Raw genomic sequence first — 16,722 nt, forward strand, 5'->3', positions numbered from 1 at the left:
CCAACAGCAAACGCAAGAGATCTGGCATGACTGACACTCCTATTGAACGCCGAGCCTTCACCCGCGTCGCCATCGACCTGCCCGTGGAGGTGCAGCAGGGCGGCAGCACCTGGCATCAGCGCTTGATCGACATTTCCCTGGGTGGCGCGGCCACAGATCAGCCGGATGTGTGGGACGCGCAGTACAACGAACCTTTCACACTGCTGATCAACACCGGTGCTGCCGAGCCGCTGGAGCTGTTTGCCTATCTTCAGCATGTAGAGAACGGGCGCCTTGGGTTCAAGGTCGACCACGTGGACCGGGAGAATATCGACCCTCTGCGGCGCCTGCTGGCCGCCCATCTCAACAACCCCGATGTGCTGGACGGCGAGCTGCGCAGGCTCGACGAGGAGAGCGACGTCGAGGACGACTAACGGCGTCCGCGTGCTCGCAGCGCGTCTATTCCACCGCCGCCAGGGCCTCCTCAAGGCGGGACACCGCAATAACCTGCATGCCGCGAATGTCCCCGCGCGGCGCATTCGCTTTCGGCACGATGGCCCGGCGGAAACCGTGCTTGGCAGCCTCTGACAAGCGCTCCTGGCCGCTGGGCACGGGGCGGATCTCGCCGGAAAGGCCCACCTCGCCAAAGATCACCATATCCCGTGGCAGCTGTCGGTCGCGGAAGCTCGACACAATCGCCAGTAACAGGGCGAGGTCGGCGCTGGTCTCCAGCACTTTCACGCCGCCAACCACGTTGGCAAAGACGTCCTGGTCCCCCACCTGCAGGCCGCCGTGGCGGTGCAGCACTGCCAGCAGCATGGCGAGGCGGTTCTGCTCCAGCCCCACGGCCACGCGGCGCGGGTTGCCCAGTGCGCTGGCGTCTACCAGTGCCTGGATTTCCACCAGCAACGGCCGGGTACCTTCCCAAACCACCATCACCGCACTACCGGAGGCAGGCTCGCTACTGCGGTCGAGAAAAATGGCCGAAGGATTGCGCACTTCCCGCAAGCCCTGCTCGGTCATGGCGAATACGCCCAGCTCGTTGACGGCACCGAAGCGGTTCTTTTGCCCGCGGAGGGTACGGAAGCGCGAGTCGTGCCCACCCTCCAGCAGGATGGAGCAGTCGATCATGTGCTCCAGCACTTTGGGGCCGGCCAGGGAACCGTCCTTGGTGACGTGCCCCACCAGAAACAGCACCGTACCGGTGCGTTTGGCAAACCGGGTGAGAAATGCCGCGCACTCACGCACCTGGGACACACTGCCCGGCGCAGAACTCAGGTCGTCGGAGTGCACAACCTGAATCGAGTCCACCACCAACACCCGCGGGCGATGGTTCTCTGCGGCAGCGATAATGGCCTCGACATGGGTTTCGGTCATCAGCCGCAGGCGGTCTGTTGCCAGCCCCAGACGACGCGCGCGCATGGCCACCTGCTGCAGGGATTCTTCGCCGGTAATGTAAAGGGCATCCATGTTGGCCGCCAGATGGCACATGGTCTGGAGTAGCAGGGTGCTCTTGCCGGCGCCCGGATTGCCGCCGACCAGAATCGCAGACCCCGGCACCAGTCCGCCCCCCAGCACCCGGTCGAACTCTTCCGCACCGCTGCTGAAGCGCGGCAGCTCCTCAAGGTCAATTTCGCCCAGCAGGCGTGCTTCGCTCACGGTGCCGGCAAAACCACCCCGAGCCTTGCCACTGCGGGCGGCACCGGCCCCTGCCGGGCCACCGAGACGCACCTCCGACAGTGAGTTCCAGGCGCCGCAGTCGTTGCACTGACCCTGCCATTTCGCATAGTCCGAGCCACACTCGTTACACACGAACGCCGTTTTGCTCTTCGCCATGCCCTGCCCTGCTCCTGTTCGCGCGGAAAAAATCAGTCACCCCGCTATCAGCCGCAGGGTCAGGTCGGTATCCTAGTGCACTCGATGGTCACTTGCCCAACACTACCGGAATTTCCATGCCGCATTCCTCCCTGATCCCCGAACCGCCCCTGGTGTTCTCGCCCGGGCTGGCGGCAACGATCGGGCTGGAGGAGGCGATTCTGCTGCAACAGCTGGCAACACTGTTCACCCACCGCGCCGCACAGCTGCACCGGGGCTATCGCTGGCTGCGGGTCGAGCGTGATTTCCTGCTACAACAGCTGCCGTTCTGGGGCCCCGCCGACCTCTACCGCATCTGCCAGAGCCTTGCGGACAAAGGCGTGATTCTGGTGGAGTCACCCCCGCTGCACAGCCACCCCGAACTCCTCTTCGCCATGAATGAGCTGGCCGGCACTCCGGTGGCCGGCACTCCGGGGGGCGGCCAACCGCCGGCCGGCACACCGGTGGCCGGCACGCCCCCAGCCACACCCGGCCAGCCAGGCCAGCCAGGCCGCTCAGCCCAACACGTCGGCCCCGACCCGTCACTAACTCGACGCAGCGCGTCGCAGCTACCGGGCAGCTGGGGCCCCAGTGAAGACTTGCTGCAGTTACTGGGCCTGAACCACAACATACCGCGCCAGTTCGCGCTAGACCAACTGGAAGATTTCATCTTTTACTGGCGCGAGCGCGGCGAACCCAGCCACGCCTGGGAGAACAAGTTCCGCCAGCACGTGATCAGCTGCTGGCGACGGGAGCAACAGAGCCGCGCAGAGGCTTTTCGGGCCGAGCAGAACCCACCCCTGGACAACCACTGGCGGCCCAGCCGGGACGCCCTGGAGATCATGCTGCGCAGCGGCATCGACCCCGAATTCATCGACGAGGCGACACCGGAGTTCATACTCTACTGGCGCGAGCGGGGCGACGCGCCCCGGGAACTGAACTCGAAATTCATCCAGCACATCCGCATCCAGTGGGCCAAGTACACCTCCAGTATGCGCCACAGTACCGAGCCACGGCGCATTGCCGAGGACTGGCAGCCGGACGACGATGTTTTTGATATTCTGCGCCTGTCGCATATTGATGAGAACTTTGCCCGCGAACTGCTGCCGGAGTTCATCATCTACTGGCGTGACAGCAACCAGGCACACACATCCTGGAACAGCAAATTCCTGCAGCACGTGAAGTTCCATTGGGCCAAACAGCACCGCATTGAACAGGCAGGGCACAACCATGACGGACAGCAAGGATCTCCTCGAACGAGTCGCACGCGGGATTCAAGCCTCGCAGACGACCTCAACGACACCTCCTGGGCCGACTGACGCCCGCCGCCGACCCGCCAGCGATGGCCACATCGAGGCGATCAACCAGGTTTTCGCCCTGTTCCGGCTGAACTACCACAACCAGTACTACGCCGCGTACCCCGACGCCGAGCAGCTCAAGCAGATCAAGAAGCTGTGGCTGGAATCGCTGGCGGACTACCCGGTTGAGCAGATTCTGCGCGGTGCACGCCACGCCATCGAAAACAGTGAGTACTTGCCAACCCTGCACCGCATGCTGGAGTGCTGCCAGGAGAGCATTGCCAGCCTCGGGCTGCCCGATGCCTACAGCGCCTACCGCGAAGCCTGCGATGCGCAAAGCCCGCGTTCGGCACAGCCCTGGAGCCATCCGGCGGTGTACCTGGCGGGCCGTGACAGCGACTGGTTTTTCCTCGCCAACAACCCGGAACGCAGCACCTGGCCGGTGTTTCGCAAGCACTACCAGGCCTGGTGCACCCGTGCGCTGCGCGGCGAAGCGCTGACGGTGCCGCAGGAGCCGGCCCTGGAACAACACGCCGCCGAGCCGCTGTCGACCGAACAGCAACTCGCAGCGCTGGCCAGGCTGCGCCGCGAGACACAACTCTGAGCGGTGAGCACAATGGCTGGTGTTTATTGCCGATTCTGCGGCCACCTGTTAATTTCTCCTCTTCCACGACACGCGCTCAACGCACCTCCCACAATAACAATGGATACCCGGTTATGATTCGATACAGCAACACCTTGATGGCGGCCGCTATGGCTGCACTCCTCGCCGGCTGCAGTGATGGCAGTGATCAGGTAGCGGAGGTCCTGCCACCACCGAACCCGTGCGACGGTACCGAAGTTGAATCCTCCCGCCTGTTCTTGCAGCAGCTCACCAGCAGCAGCGTGATCATCAAGTGGCGCGGCGACGCCACCGCGGCCTGCATCGGCAGTAGCGCCGAGTTGCTGGCGACGCGGTTCACGGCCGAGGAGACCGAAGGTGATCACAAGGAAGTGCGTATCGATGGGCTGGAAGCCGGTTCCACCTACTACTACTCCGTGGGCGGTGCCCCCTCGGCGCCGGCTGGCCAGCAATTCACCACGGCGCCTGCGCGCGGCACTGCTGCGGCCGGTGGTAAAACCCGCCTCTGGGTGATTGGTGATTCCGGCACCGGCGGCGACGACGAGCGCGAAGGGCACGAAGGAGAGGCCGCCGAGGTACTGGCCGGTCTGGAAGCGTTTGTAGAAGCTGACGGCAAGGCAGTCGACCTGTTCCTGATGCTCGGTGACAACGCCTACAACGTCGGCAGCGACTTCAACTACCAGCAGGCCGTGTTCGAAACCTACCCCGACCTGCTCAAGTCCGTTTCGCTATGGCCCACGATCGGTAACCACGAAATGGGACTGGGTTTCCTTTCACCTACGCTCGGCCTGCCGGGCCTGGGGACCAGCGCAGACCCCGACTCGTATCAGGCGACCGCCGACGATGAGCCCGGACGCATGCCCTACCTCGACATCTTCTCCCTGCCAGCCGAGGGCGAAGCGGGTGGCGTGGCCAGCGGCACGGAACAGTACTACTCGTTCGACCACGGCAATGTGCACGTGGTGAGCCTGGATTCACAACTTTCGGCGCGCGACCCGGAACAGATGGCAACGATGCGCGAGTGGTTGATTGACGACTTGAGCAGCAACGACCTCGACTGGACCGTCGTGATCTTCCACCATCCCCCCTATTCCAAGGGCGCCAACCATGACTCGGATGATGTGGAGAAGGTCAACGGTTTCGATCGCCCACAGCGCGACATGCGTGAGCAGTTCGTGCCCATCTTTGATGCCCACGGGGTGGACCTGGTCTACAACGGCCACTCCCACTCCTACGAGCGCAGCTATTACATCACCAGCCACACCGGCACCTCCGATACGTTCTCGACAGCAGAGCATGCCGAATTGCTCAATGGTGACCCGGCGCAGCCCGCTTCCGGGCGCGGCGACATGCCCTACGCCCAGCTCAGCCCGACCAGCGGAGGCGTGGATGACCGGGTGATCTACAGCGTGGTGGGTAATTCGGGTAAAGCCGACGAGGACGCCGGCAGCCTCACCGCTGCAGACGAATGGCTGCGCCATCCGGCACACATCGACCAGCCGGCTGACACCGAGGAGCCACCGCGTCGCGGTCTGCCCGTGCTCGGTTCCGCCGTGATTGATGCCTCCGACACAGAACTGACACACTCTTTCATTACCGTAGACGGCGAGGTGCTTGACCAGTTCACCATCACCCGCTGACCCCGCAGGGGCTGCGGCAACACGCCGTGGCCCCTTTCAATCGAGTACTCATGTCATGTCACCGCGACTGCTGTTAACCCTGTTCCTGTGCCTGTCACCACTGGGCGCCACACCGTCTTTCACTCACCCCGGCCATGAAGAACAGCTCAAGGCCATCGATCAGGCGCTGGCCAAGGCGCCGGACAATCAGGCGCTGTACTTGCAGCGAGGCTCCGTCTACGGCGAGATCGGTCACTTCACCGAGGCGGAAAACGATTTCGCCCGGGCCCGCGAGGTCGGGCCGACTGAGCGCGTGGATCTTGCCGAGAGCATCATGCTCTACGGCAAGGGTGACCTGGCCGCAGCCATGACGCTGGCCAATCGCCACGTGCAGACGTTCCCCAGCGACCCGGAAGGTTTCCGCCACAGGGCGTTTATCGCCCGCGATGCCGGCGACCACGCGCGCGCGTTGGCAGACCTGCAAAGCTACTTCAGGCTACAGGCACGTCCCAGCCCGGGCTTGTTTGTGTCCGCCGCCAATATGCTGGTAGAGGACGGGCGCTCCGAAGATGCCCTCGCGGTGCTCGACCAGGGCCTTGAACAACTCGGCATGGTGCCGCAGCTACAGCGCCAGGCCATCAGCCTGGAGGTCGCCGCAGGCCGACTGTCGGCGGCCATTGCCCGGCAGGAAGCCATGCGCGCCACCCTGCGTGACAGCGCGCGCTGGAAACTCGACACCGTGGACCTGCTGCAGCAGGCCGGGCGCAAGGCAGATGCCAACCAGCTCCTCCAGCAGGCGCAAGCCCAGCTGGCGGCACAGCGCGACACCCCGGCACGACGCGCGCTGGACGATCGCGCCGTGCGGCTGGCAGAGGCGCTCTCGGGCTGATATAACGGTGTCCCTAACACGCCACGATGCGGAGCCTCCCATGACAGCCCAGCAAACCACCGCTGAAAGGGCCTCGGCCCTCGCCGACACGCACGTTGTTGAAAACGTCTCCCGTGAACTGGAAAACTACAATCTCTACACACAGGACCGGGCGCTGCAGGACGCGGTAGCCCGCGAAGGCGCCGACTGGGCCAACGAGAGCCTGGTCGCCTTTGGCCATGCGGTGGGTCGGGCGGACTACCTGCAACTGGGCTTTGCCGCCAATAAGTACACGCCGGAATTCGATACCCACGACCGCTTCGGCAATCGCGTCGACCTGGTCAGCTATCACCCCGCCTACCACACCCTCATGGACAGCGCGGTCCGGCACGGCCTGCATTCGTCGCCCTGGACTGACCCGCGGTCGGGTGCACATGTGGCCCGCGCCGCCCACAGCTACCTGCAGGGCCAGGTGGAGGCGGGGCACGGCTGCCCCATTACCATGACCTTCGCCTGCATTCCTTCCATTCGTACAGCGCCCGCCATTGCAGCCCTCTGGGAACCCAGGATCACCGCGCGCACCTACGACCCGCGCAACGTGCCCGACACCGAGAAACAGGGTGTCACCATTGGCATGGGCATGACGGAAAAGCAGGGTGGGTCCGACGTGCGCAGCAACAGCACACGTGCGCACCCGCTGGGGGCACGCGGCACCGGGGAAGCCTACGAACTCGTCGGGCACAAGTTCTTTCTCTCCGCGCCCATGTGCGATGCGTTCCTGGTGCTGGCGCAAACCGAGGCCGGCCCCAGCTGCTTTCTGGTGCCCCGCTGGCGTCCGGATGGCAGCAAGAACCCGTTGCAGGTGCTGCGCCTGAAGAAAAAGCTGAGCAACGCCTCTAACGCCTCCAGTGAAATCGAGCTGCGCGGCGCACTGGGTTGGCTGCTGGGTGAGGAAGGGCGCGGCGTGAGCACCATTGTGGAGATGGTCAGCCTGACCCGCTTTGACTGCATGATCGGCTCCGCGGCCGGCATGCGCATGGCCGCCTCTCAGGCACTGCACCACTGCAGCATCCGCGAGGCGTTTGGCAGGGTGCTGAACGCACAGCCATTGATGCAGAACGTGCTGGCCGACCTGGCCATTGAAAGCGAGGCCGCGCTGGCCCTGGGTATGCGCATGGCGCGCGCTCTGGACAACACCGGCGATGAACGCGAGGCACTGTTCATGCGCCTGGGCGTTGCCGTGGGCAAGTACTGGGTGTGCAAACGTGCACCCAACCATGCCTATGAGGCCATGGAGTGCATCGGCGGTAGCGGGGTGATGGAGGACAGCATGATGCCGCGGCTCTATCGCGAGGCGCCGGTGAACGCCATCTGGGAGGGCAGCGGCAACGTGCAGTGCCTTGACGTACTGCGCGCCATGCAGAAGTCGCCGCGTGTGGTGGAGGTCTTTCTGGATGAACTGGGTGCTGCGCGCGGCGCCCACGCCACGCTGGACCGCGAAATTACGCGCCTGCAGCAGGACCTGGCCGCCCCCGAAGACTTCGAATACCGCGCTCGGGATGTGGTGGACCGCATGGCGCGGTCGTTGCAGGCCGCGCTGTTGCTGCAACACGCACCCAGCGGGTTGGCGGAGGCCTTCTGCAATTCCCGTCTGAGCGGCGAAGGCCAACACAACGTGGGCACCCTGCCCCGCGGCGTTGACTGCGCGGCGATTATCGAGCGCGCCACGCCAATAGCCTGAGGCGTTGCCGCCCTTAACGCGGCAGACAGCCGGTGAAGCCGTTTATTCCTCGTCGTAATGGCCGCGCGCGAGGTTCTCGAAGCGTGTGAACTGGCCGATAAACGCCAGCCGACAGGTGCCGATGGGGCCATTCCGCTGCTTGCCCAAGATGATTTCTGCGGTGCCCTTATCGGGCGAATCCTCGTTATAGACCTCGTCGCGGTAGATGAACATGATGACGTCCGCATCCTGCTCGATGGCGCCCGACTCACGCAGGTCGGAGTTCACCGGCCGCTTGTTCGGACGCTGTTCCAGCGAGCGGTTGAGCTGCGAAAGCGCCACCATGGGGCAGGCAAACTCCTTGGCGATTGCTTTCAGGCTGCGCGAGATTTCCGAGATCTCGGCGGTGCGGCCCTCGGAGGAGCCCGCCACCTGCATCAGCTGGATATAGTCCACCATGATCATGCCGATCTGCCCGTGCTCGCGGGCAATGCGCCGCGCGCGGCTGCGCAGTTCGGTAGGTGTCAGCGCCGGTGTATCATCAATGAACAGCGGCAAGTCCTTGAGCTTGGACACCGCACCGCTGAGTTTGGGCCAATCTTCCTGCTCCAGCTTACCGGTGCGAATCCGCGTTTGATCGATGCGCCCGATAGAGGAGAGCATACGGATAATCAGCTGCTCCGCGGGCATCTCCATACTGAAAACCAGCACCGGCTTCGCCTGGGAGAGCACCGCGTTCTCTACCAGGTTCATGGCGAAGCTGGTCTTTCCCATGGACGGCCGGCCCGCAACGATCACCAGATCAGAGGGCTGCAGGCCCGAGGTTTTACGGTTGAGCTCGATGAAGCCGGTATCGAGGCCGGTAATGTCGCCACCGGAGTGGAACAACTCCTCGATGCGCGCCAGCGCCGATTGCAGCAAGGGGTTCACATCACGGGGACCGCCGGCCTTCGGGCCCTGCTCCGAGATCTGCATGATCAGGCGCTCGGCCTCATCAATCAGCTCGTTTGAGCTGCGCCCCTCTGGGCTGAAGCCGCTCTCGGCGATAGTTTGCGCCGCCTCGATCAGCTTGCGCAGGCTGGCGCGCTCATTGACCACTTCCGCGTAGGCCCGGATGTTCGAGGCACTCGGGGTATTGCTGGCCAGCTCCGCGAGGTAGGAGAGGCCGCCCGCGGCGTCCAGCTCCCCATTGGCGGTGAGCCGATCAGCGACCGTGATCACGTCAATCGGCTGGGTGGCCTCGGCAAGACGGGCGATATGGCGAAAAATAAGACGGTGGTCCGGGCGATAGAAATCGTCCGCGGTGACGGTTTCCGCAACAGCGTCCCACCCATCGGCTGACAACAGCAAGCCACCGAGCACTGACTGTTCGGCCTCAATGGAGTGGGGCTGCATCTTGATGCGCGCGACGTCCCGGTCGACGTTGCTCCCGCCACCGGCAAACGGTGGTTGGGCGATCATCTCGGAATAGTCGGTCTCGGGCATGAGGACGTGCTGCGGCCTGAACGGCCACACAGATTAGCGGATTTTGGCTTGCAGGGTAACCGCGCGACCGACAGTTTGCCAGACGCGCAGCACTACAGCGGGATAAACCCCGGCCAGAGCCGGGGCCACGGCAGACTTACTCGGCAACAACCGCAACCACGACGGTCGCGGTAACGTCACCGTGAACCTGGATATCCACTTCAAACTCGCCCAGTTCGCGCAGCGGGCCTTCCGGCAGTCGCACTTCGGACTTGTCCACTTCACAGCCGGCCGCGGTCACCGCTTCGGCGATGTCGCGGGTGCCCACGGAACCAAACAGTTTGCCCTCTTCACCGGCATTGGCACCGATGGTGACCGGCTGCAGGGCGTTGATCGCCTCAGCACGCTGCTCGGCGGCAGCCAGAGCAGCTGAAGCAGCGGCTTCCAGCTCGGCGCGACGCGTTTCGAACTCGGCAATGTTGTTGCGTGTCGCAGGCACAGCCTTGCCCTGCGGAACCAGGTAGTTGCGGCCGTAGCCCGCCTTCACGTCAACCTTGTCGCCCAGGCCACCCAGGTTGCCGATGTTTTCCAGCAGAATGACTTCCATTTTGACTTCCTCTTTTCGGGGGCTCGCCCCCTTACGTGTAAATTCTCAACCCCGGTTATCGCGATCGTCTTCATCGTCGCGCCGGCGAATGTCCTGCCCGGCGGCTGCCGACCAGCGCTGGCGGAACCCCCACCAGCTGTCCAATACCGCTACCAGTACCACCAGCAGCTTCACCAGGTCCACCAGCAGCCAGCCCACATACAGCGCCGTGAGCAGACCGCTACCACGGCCCCGTTGCGCCACTCCCGCGTGGGCCAGTGCAAGTCCGGCAGCCGTCAGTGGCACTGCGCATACCGCTGCCCAAGGCCGAAACTCCGGCCCCATGGCGAGCAGACCGGTCGCTACCACCACCAGCAGCGTACTCACCACCGGCGGGTAATACAGCGTACGAAACTCGCCGCCAAAACCACCCGGATTGTACAGCGCCGCCTGCCACCAGCGTGCCAGCAGCAGGCACAGCACGCTGAGCATGGCGTTGGCCGCTCCCAACATGCCAGCCACCTGCAGGGCCGTTGGCCGGGGCAACGCAACAGCGGCGTTTTCCGCCGCCATCTGCTGCTCCAGGCTGGCGAGAAACTGGTCAAAAAACGCCAACATCTGCGCCAGTAACTCACCGCCGAAAACGCTGATACCGAGGCCGGTCAGCAGCCCTACCGGCACACTGGCGAGTAGCGCCAACGGCAGACTCACGGTCGACCGCAGCACCAGCGCCAGTGCGGTTGTACCCAGCAACAGGGCAAACGGGCCACTGTCGCCAAACACCAGCATCAGGGCACCGGCTGGCAACACGGCCCACAGCAGCAGCCACAGCCCTTGCCCGGCCCCCTGGCGCAGGGCGACCAGCGCGATAGCCGCCGCGCTGATCCAGCAGAACAACAGACTGCCGGAACCGGCTACGGCCACCAGCAATGCCTGCAGGCGGCCGCGCATGATGAAGTTCGCCAGGCCTTTCAATCGGGGCCTCCCGGAACCCGATGGCCGCTGACGGCCATCACCCTGAGGGCTTCCTTACTTGTGGGAATCCGAGTAGGGCAGCAGCGCCAGAAACCGCGCGCGCTTGACCGCGGTAGACAGCTGACGCTGGTACCGTGCCTTGGTGCCCGTGATACGGCTCGGAACAATCTTGCCGGTTTCGGAAACGTACGCCTTCAGCGTTTCCAGATCTTTATAGTCGATTTCCTTCGTGCCTTCGGCAGTGAAGCGACAAAACTTACGGCGACGGAAAAAACGTGCCATGGTGCTACTCCTCGTAAACTGTACTAAACGTTACAACGCAACGGTCGGCTTATTCGCCGGACTCGTCGTCGCCCTTGTCTGCCGAATCATCATTGCTGTTGCTGCGCGCAGTGCGCTCGGCATCAGCTGACTGGCGCTCTTCGTAACGGGTTTTGCGCTCGCGGCTTTCTTTCTCGGCCTTCATGATGAAAGACTCATCAGTGACGGCCTCGTCGCGGCGAATAACCAGGTTACGCAGCACGGCATCGTTGTAACGGAATGTCGTTGTGAGTTCTTCCATCGCTTCGTTGGACGCTTCAACATTCATCAACACGTAGTGTGCCTTGTGAATCTTGTTGATCGGGTAGGCCAACTGGCGACGACCCCAGTCTTCCAGACGGTGCACACTGCCGCCGTCTTTCTGGATGGTGTTGGAGTAGCGCTCGATCATGCCGGGCACTTGTTCGGACTGGTCCGGGTGGACCATAAATACTACTTCGTAATGACGCATAGAGGCTCCTTACGGGTTAATGCTACCCACCGTGGCGGTGTAGCAAGGAGAATCGGCTGCCAAAACAGCCGGGCAAAATTCAGGCCGCGGATTTTATAGAGTTTCCCCGGCCGCCGCAAGCTTTACGCAGCAGGTCAAACAGCACGCTGGCGTACCACCTCGAACAGGCAGACACCGGTCGCCACCGACACATTGAGGCTGCTCACGGTTCCCGCCATCGGCAGCTTGATCAGGTAGTCGCAGAGCTCACGGGTCAGACGGCGCATCCCGTCTCCTTCCGCGCCCATCACCAGGGCCACGGCCCCGCGCAGGTCCGTGTCGTAGACTGTGGCCTCAGCCTCGCCCGCCGTGCCGTAGATCCACACCCCGCGGGCCTTCAGTGCCTCCAGTGTGCGGGCAATATTGGTCACGCGGGCGAACGGCACCACCTCGGCGGCACCGCAGGCCACCTTGCTCACTGTGGGGCCCAGGTCAGCGGATTTGTCCTTGGGCACGATTACCGCATCAACACCGGCGGCATCCGCACTGCGTAGGCACGCCCCCAGGTTGTGCGGATCAGTGACGCCATCCAGCACCAGCAGGAGCACGGGGTGCGGGCTGTCATCCACCAGCTGCAACAAGTCCACCTCGTCCAGCAGATTGTCACCGGCTGATTCCGAACCCGCCACGGCATCCAGCGTGGCGACTGCGCCCTGGTGGCGCCCATTGACGCGCTCATCCAGCACCGCGCGCGGCGCGCGCACTACCGCCACCCCCTGGTTGCGTGCCAGAGTTTCCAGCGCGGCAATCCGCTTGTCCGCCCGGCCCTGCTGCAGTGCCAGCTCGCGGATCGACTCGGGCTTGCGCCGCAACAGGCCATCAACGGCATGAATGCCGAACAGATACTGCATGACAGCCGCCTAGCGCCGGCGCCGCCGGGACTTGCCCGCCGGCTTGGCACTGTCCCCCTCGCCACCCTTGCGTGAGCCGGCGCCCGACTTTGCAGCCGCTTTCGGCTTTGCGGCACCGGCCTTCTTGCGCGGCGGATTGGCAGAGCCTGAGCCTTCAGCTTTGCGCTTGCGCGGCTTGCTGGCCTTGGCCTTGTTGGCGGCGGGGGCGTCGATCAACTCCAGGTCGATTTTCTTGTCATCCAGGTCTACCCGGGCGACCTGTACGCGCACGCGACCGCCCAGCCGGTAACTGCGGCCACTGCGCTCGCCCACGAGCCGCTGCTTCGACGCATCGAAACTGTAGTAATCGCCGGGTAACGCGCTGATGTGGACAAGGCCTTCTATATAGATGGGCTGCAACTCCACGAACAGGCCAAAGGAGGTCACCGCCGCGATAAGGCCGTCGAACTCATCTCCCACATGCTCCTGCAGGAATTCACACTTGAGCCAGGACTCGACATCCCGGGTCGCATCATCCGCACGTCGTTCGGTCATGGAGCAGTGCAGGCCCTGGGCCACCATGTCGCGCTCGTTGTAGGGGAAGATCGCCTCGCGCGGAATCTCCGGTGCCCCACGCTGGCGCTGCACCGTCTTGGTACGGCCCTTGGAGCGGATGATGTGGCGAATACCCCGGTGCACGAGCAAATCCGCATAGCGCCTGATGGGCGAGGTGAAATGCGCATAGGCCGGATAATGCAGGCCAAAATGGCCCTCGTTCGCCGGCGTATAGACGGCCTGACGCAACGAGCGCAGCAACATGGTCTGGATGACATTCGCGTCGTCGCGCCCTTGCACCGCGTCCAGCAGGTCGCCGTAGTGGGCAGGGGTGGGCTTTTCACCGCCGCGCAGGTCCAGGCCGAGCTCGCCGAGAAAGGCACGCAGATTCTCCAGTTTCTCCGGCGTGGGGCCCTCGTGCACTCGATACAGCACAGGCAACTCGTGCTCCTCGTAGAATCGTGCCGCCGCCACATTGGCGCAGAGCATGCACTCTTCGATCAGCTTGTGCGCATCGTTGCGTACCACCGGCACAATCGCATCAATCTTGCGCTGCTCGTTGAACAGGATGCGGGTTTCTGTGGTTTCGAAATCGATGGCCCCGCGCACATCGCGGGCCTTGCGCAGCACCTTGTACAACGACTGCAGGCGCTTCAGATCCTTAAGCCTGTTCTTGTCGATCTGCGGATCGCTGCCGCCCTCCAGCACTTCGCCCACCTGGGTATAAGTAAGGCGTGCCTGGGAGTGGATCACCGCCTCGTAGAAGCGGAAGCCGGTGAGCTTGCCGGAACCGCTCAACTCCATCTCGCAGACCATGGCGAGACGATCCACCTTGGGCTTGAGCGAGCACAAGCCGTTGGAGAGCGCCTCGGGCAACATGGGTACTACCTGCTCGGGGAAATACACCGAGTTCCCGCGCAGCGCCGCCTCTTCGTCCAGGGCGGAACCGGGGCGCACGTAGTGCGACACGTCGGCAATTGCCACCCACAGGCGCCAGCCGCGCAGGCGTTTTTCGCAGTACACGGCATCGTCAAAGTCGCGTGCATCCTCGCCGTCGATGGTGACAAACCCGAGGCCGCGCAGGTCAGCGCGATATTTCTTGTCTTCCTCTCGCGGCTCCTCTTCCAGCGAGCCCGCTTCGCGCAGTACCGCCTCGGGCCATTCGTGCGGGATGCCGTGGGAGCGGATGGCAACGTCGATTTCCAGGCCGGGGTCCAGATGGTCGCCGAGCACTTCCACTATCTGGCCCTTGGCACCGAGGTTGCGCGTGGGGTAGTCGGTGATCTCCGCCGTCACAATCTGGCCGGACTTGGCACCGCCCTTGAGCTTCGGCGGGATCAACACCCGGTGGTTGACGCGGCTGTTGTCCGGCACAACAAAGCCAATGCCGCTCTCCTCCTCATACCGGCCGACAACACGCGACGTGCCGCGGTGCAGCACCTCCACCACACGGCCTTCCGGGCGTCCGCGGCGATCCAGGCCGATAATGCCCACCAGCACTTCATCGCCGTCGAACACAAACTGCATCTGCCGGGAACTGAGGTAGACGTCATCCCCTTCCTCCAGCGGGATGGCAAAACCGTAGCCGTCACGGTGGCCCTGCACACGGCAACGCAACAGGTTCAGTTTGTCCACCAGACCATAGGCGCCGCGCCGATTGACCATCAGCTGGCCATCGCGCTCCATGGCGCGCAGACGCTTGCGCAGCGCCTCGACCTGCTCCTCTTCATGCAAGTCGAGGTCGCGGGCGATGTGCGGGTGACTCAAGGGTTTGTCCGCGGCGGTGAGCAGGTCGAGGATGACTTCGCGGCTGGGAATCGGGTTGTCGTAGCGTGCGGCTTCGCGCTCGGCGTGGGGGTCGGCAATCTTGCCTTTTTTAGCCATAGGTAACGGGGCTTCCTGTCGTGATTTAACGTGGTCTGAATTTTAGGTGGCAACAGTATACGCGAGGATTGACAAACCTGCTGCGGAAAAGTAAAGTGCGCGCCCTCGGGTAATCCACCGTGATTGCACGATGCCCAGGTGGTGAAATTGGTAGACACGCTAGCTTCAGGTGCTAGTGCTCGAAAGGGCGTGGAGGTTCAAGTCCTCTCCTGGGCACCATCCAGACACTATTGCATTCCATGACTTTTCGGCTCGGCGCCTCCCCGTTAAAGGGGGACGTACCGATATTCACTACGCCCGGTTGATGATACATCCCCACCCGCGATGAGTTAAGACGCGCAATCCTTCGAAACCGCTGTAGTCGCTCATCACCCAGGCTTCATGCATCGGTTTGATCTCCATTAAACGGCAAGATTATGCGGCGGTGGTTAAGCACCAGGAAAATTGCCGCGGACGCCAGAATGGCGTCAATGGATGAGACGCCGGTGATTGCCAGCAGCTCGTGATGTACCGCAAACCCGAAGCTGGTAGCGAGCGCCCAGGCGAGTACCGGCCGCCACTGCGTAACTCGCTGTCGGGAAGGCCTGACGTCAGCTGCCAGCGCCCGGGGCGAACGCCTCAATAGCAGCGCTTCCACCAGATAGATGGCGCCCACTGGCGGAATGGTTATGCCCAGCAGCACCAGGAAGTTCACCAGGTAGGTCTGTGCATCCACCAGCGCCAGCAAGGTGCCCAACACGCCAATGGTGACTACCACTTTCCAGTAGGTCGCCCGCCGTATCACCGTAGACATGGACAGGCTGGAGGAATACAGGCACAGCACGTTCGATGACCAGGCCCCCAGGAACAGCAAGGTGAAGGCGGGCAAGCCGACACCCATGGCCAGCAACAGGCCGCGCAGGTCGACCTGACTGAGCGCGGACCCGGGAATGGCGGCGAGGAACATCACGGTGGGAAAACACAGCCCCAGCGCAACAAAAGCCGCGCCCACGGCGTGGCGTGCGTTGCGGGCGAAGCGGCTATAGTCAGGCTGTATAATCACACCGGCGATATAGGACCCCACCACAGCAGAGACCGCGGCAGAGAAGCGCATCGGCGTCGCATCTTCGACCGGACGATCCCAGTGCGGCACCTGATCCATGCTACGGAGGGCCGCATACACAACCAGCAGCAGCATGGCCGGGGTCATCCACAACGCAATCTTGTCGATGCCACGAAACCCGGTGATGGCCACCCCCACGATCGCCGCACTGCTCGCGACGATATACAACGGCACTGGCAGCTCCCAACCGTACAGACGTGAGAAGACAAAATCCGACAGTGACCCCAGGGTGTTGCTGATCACCGCAAACCAGCCTATCAACGACAGTGCAATCACTGTATTGACCAGCTGGGCGCCGACACCACCAAAAGCCTGTCCACAGAGCTGGTAGGTGGTGAGCCGGGTGGTCGCGCCCACATAGGAGGTCAGAGAGCCCATAACCGCGAGAATCAGGCAACCGGCGCCAAAGGCCCAGGCCGCGCGCTGCAGGCCCAGGGACCCGCCGATCTGCGCGGACACCAGGAACACGGCCATACCGATGGTCCCGCCAATAATCACCAGCGCGATATGTAGCCCGGACAGGGTATCCCCTGCTCCGACTCCCGGCGTGGACAT

General features: G+C 63.5%; 15 protein-coding genes and 1 tRNA gene. 7 read left to right on the forward strand and 9 right to left on the reverse strand.

Features of this window, described 5'->3' with window-relative positions; translation table 11 throughout:
* The first annotated feature begins 26 nt into the window (after positions 1-26).
* Complete coding sequence (locus EGJ68_RS16590; RefSeq protein WP_123035664.1) at positions 27-413, forward strand: PilZ domain-containing protein; 387 nt, start codon at positions 27-29, stop codon at positions 411-413.
* Between the two features lie 25 nt (positions 414-438).
* On the opposite strand, the gene radA is transcribed toward EGJ68_RS16590, so the two are convergent.
* The gene (gene radA / locus EGJ68_RS16595; protein ID WP_123035665.1) at positions 439-1,815 is read right to left on the reverse strand and encodes a DNA repair protein RadA; all 1,377 of its coding nucleotides are present in this window, start codon (positions 1,813-1,815) and stop codon (positions 439-441) included.
* Between the two features lie 116 nt (positions 1,816-1,931).
* Between radA and EGJ68_RS16600 the strand changes: the two genes are divergently transcribed.
* The 5 genes from EGJ68_RS16600 (at position 1,932) to EGJ68_RS16620 (ending at position 7,981) form a co-directional block, all read left to right on the forward strand.
* Positions 1,932-3,152 carry a DnaT-like ssDNA-binding domain-containing protein gene (locus EGJ68_RS16600; RefSeq protein WP_123035666.1) on the forward strand — a complete coding sequence of 407 codons (1,221 nt, stop codon included), beginning with the start codon at positions 1,932-1,934 and terminating at the stop codon, positions 3,150-3,152.
* On the forward strand, positions 3,064-3,735 hold the full coding sequence (locus EGJ68_RS18185; protein WP_158283718.1) for a replication protein P: 672 nt from the start codon (positions 3,064-3,066) through the stop codon (positions 3,733-3,735). Before EGJ68_RS16600 ends, EGJ68_RS18185 begins: the two co-directional genes overlap by 89 nt.
* A gap of 113 nt (positions 3,736-3,848) precedes the next feature.
* Entirely contained in the window at positions 3,849-5,393 is a 1,545-nt protein-coding gene (locus tag EGJ68_RS16610) for a metallophosphoesterase family protein (RefSeq protein WP_123035667.1), read from the forward strand.
* Positions 5,394-5,448: 55 nt separating this feature from the next.
* Positions 5,449-6,261, forward strand: coding sequence for a tetratricopeptide repeat protein (locus tag EGJ68_RS16615; RefSeq protein WP_123035668.1), 813 nt, complete (start codon positions 5,449-5,451; stop codon positions 6,259-6,261).
* Between the two features lie 40 nt (positions 6,262-6,301).
* Complete coding sequence (locus EGJ68_RS16620) at positions 6,302-7,981, forward strand: isovaleryl-CoA dehydrogenase (RefSeq protein WP_123035669.1); 1,680 nt, start codon at positions 6,302-6,304, stop codon at positions 7,979-7,981.
* 42 nt (positions 7,982-8,023) lie between these two features.
* Here the strand turns inward: EGJ68_RS16620 and dnaB are convergent, their stop codons facing one another.
* The 7 genes from dnaB to rnr all read right to left on the reverse strand — a co-directional run bounded on the left by dnaB (position 8,024) and on the right by rnr (position 15,065).
* Complete coding sequence (dnaB, locus tag EGJ68_RS16625) at positions 8,024-9,445, reverse strand: replicative DNA helicase (protein ID WP_123035670.1); 1,422 nt, start codon at positions 9,443-9,445, stop codon at positions 8,024-8,026.
* A gap of 136 nt (positions 9,446-9,581) precedes the next feature.
* A complete protein-coding gene (gene rplI, locus EGJ68_RS16630; RefSeq protein WP_123035671.1) occupies positions 9,582-10,031 on the reverse strand; it encodes a 50S ribosomal protein L9 in 450 nt (149 codons plus the stop codon).
* A 45-nt stretch (positions 10,032-10,076) separates the two neighbouring features.
* A complete protein-coding gene (locus EGJ68_RS16635; RefSeq protein WP_123035672.1) occupies positions 10,077-10,985 on the reverse strand; it encodes a hypothetical protein in 909 nt (302 codons plus the stop codon).
* Positions 10,986-11,039: 54 nt separating this feature from the next.
* Complete coding sequence (gene rpsR, locus EGJ68_RS16640) at positions 11,040-11,267, reverse strand: 30S ribosomal protein S18 (protein ID WP_027950879.1); 228 nt, start codon at positions 11,265-11,267, stop codon at positions 11,040-11,042.
* A 49-nt stretch (positions 11,268-11,316) separates the two neighbouring features.
* Entirely contained in the window at positions 11,317-11,757 is a 441-nt protein-coding gene (rpsF, locus tag EGJ68_RS16645; RefSeq protein WP_123035673.1) for a 30S ribosomal protein S6, read from the reverse strand.
* A 134-nt stretch (positions 11,758-11,891) separates the two neighbouring features.
* A complete protein-coding gene (rlmB, locus tag EGJ68_RS16650; RefSeq protein ID WP_123035674.1) occupies positions 11,892-12,647 on the reverse strand; it encodes a 23S rRNA (guanosine(2251)-2'-O)-methyltransferase RlmB in 756 nt (251 codons plus the stop codon).
* 9 nt (positions 12,648-12,656) lie between these two features.
* Positions 12,657-15,065 (reverse strand): ribonuclease R, encoded by a 2,409-nt coding sequence (rnr, locus tag EGJ68_RS16655; protein ID WP_123035675.1) that lies wholly within the window; start codon positions 15,063-15,065, stop codon positions 12,657-12,659.
* 132 nt (positions 15,066-15,197) lie between these two features.
* Between rnr and EGJ68_RS16660 the strand changes: the two genes are divergently transcribed.
* Positions 15,198-15,284, forward strand: a tRNA-Leu gene (locus EGJ68_RS16660).
* A gap of 160 nt (positions 15,285-15,444) precedes the next feature.
* Here the strand turns inward: EGJ68_RS16660 and EGJ68_RS16665 are convergent.
* Positions 15,445-16,722 (reverse strand): cytosine permease, encoded by a 1,278-nt coding sequence (locus EGJ68_RS16665; protein WP_123035676.1) that lies wholly within the window; start codon positions 16,720-16,722, stop codon positions 15,445-15,447.

Source organism: Haliea alexandrii (assembly GCF_003719295.1).
Lineage (GTDB): Bacteria > Pseudomonadota > Gammaproteobacteria > Pseudomonadales > Halieaceae > Haliea > Haliea alexandrii.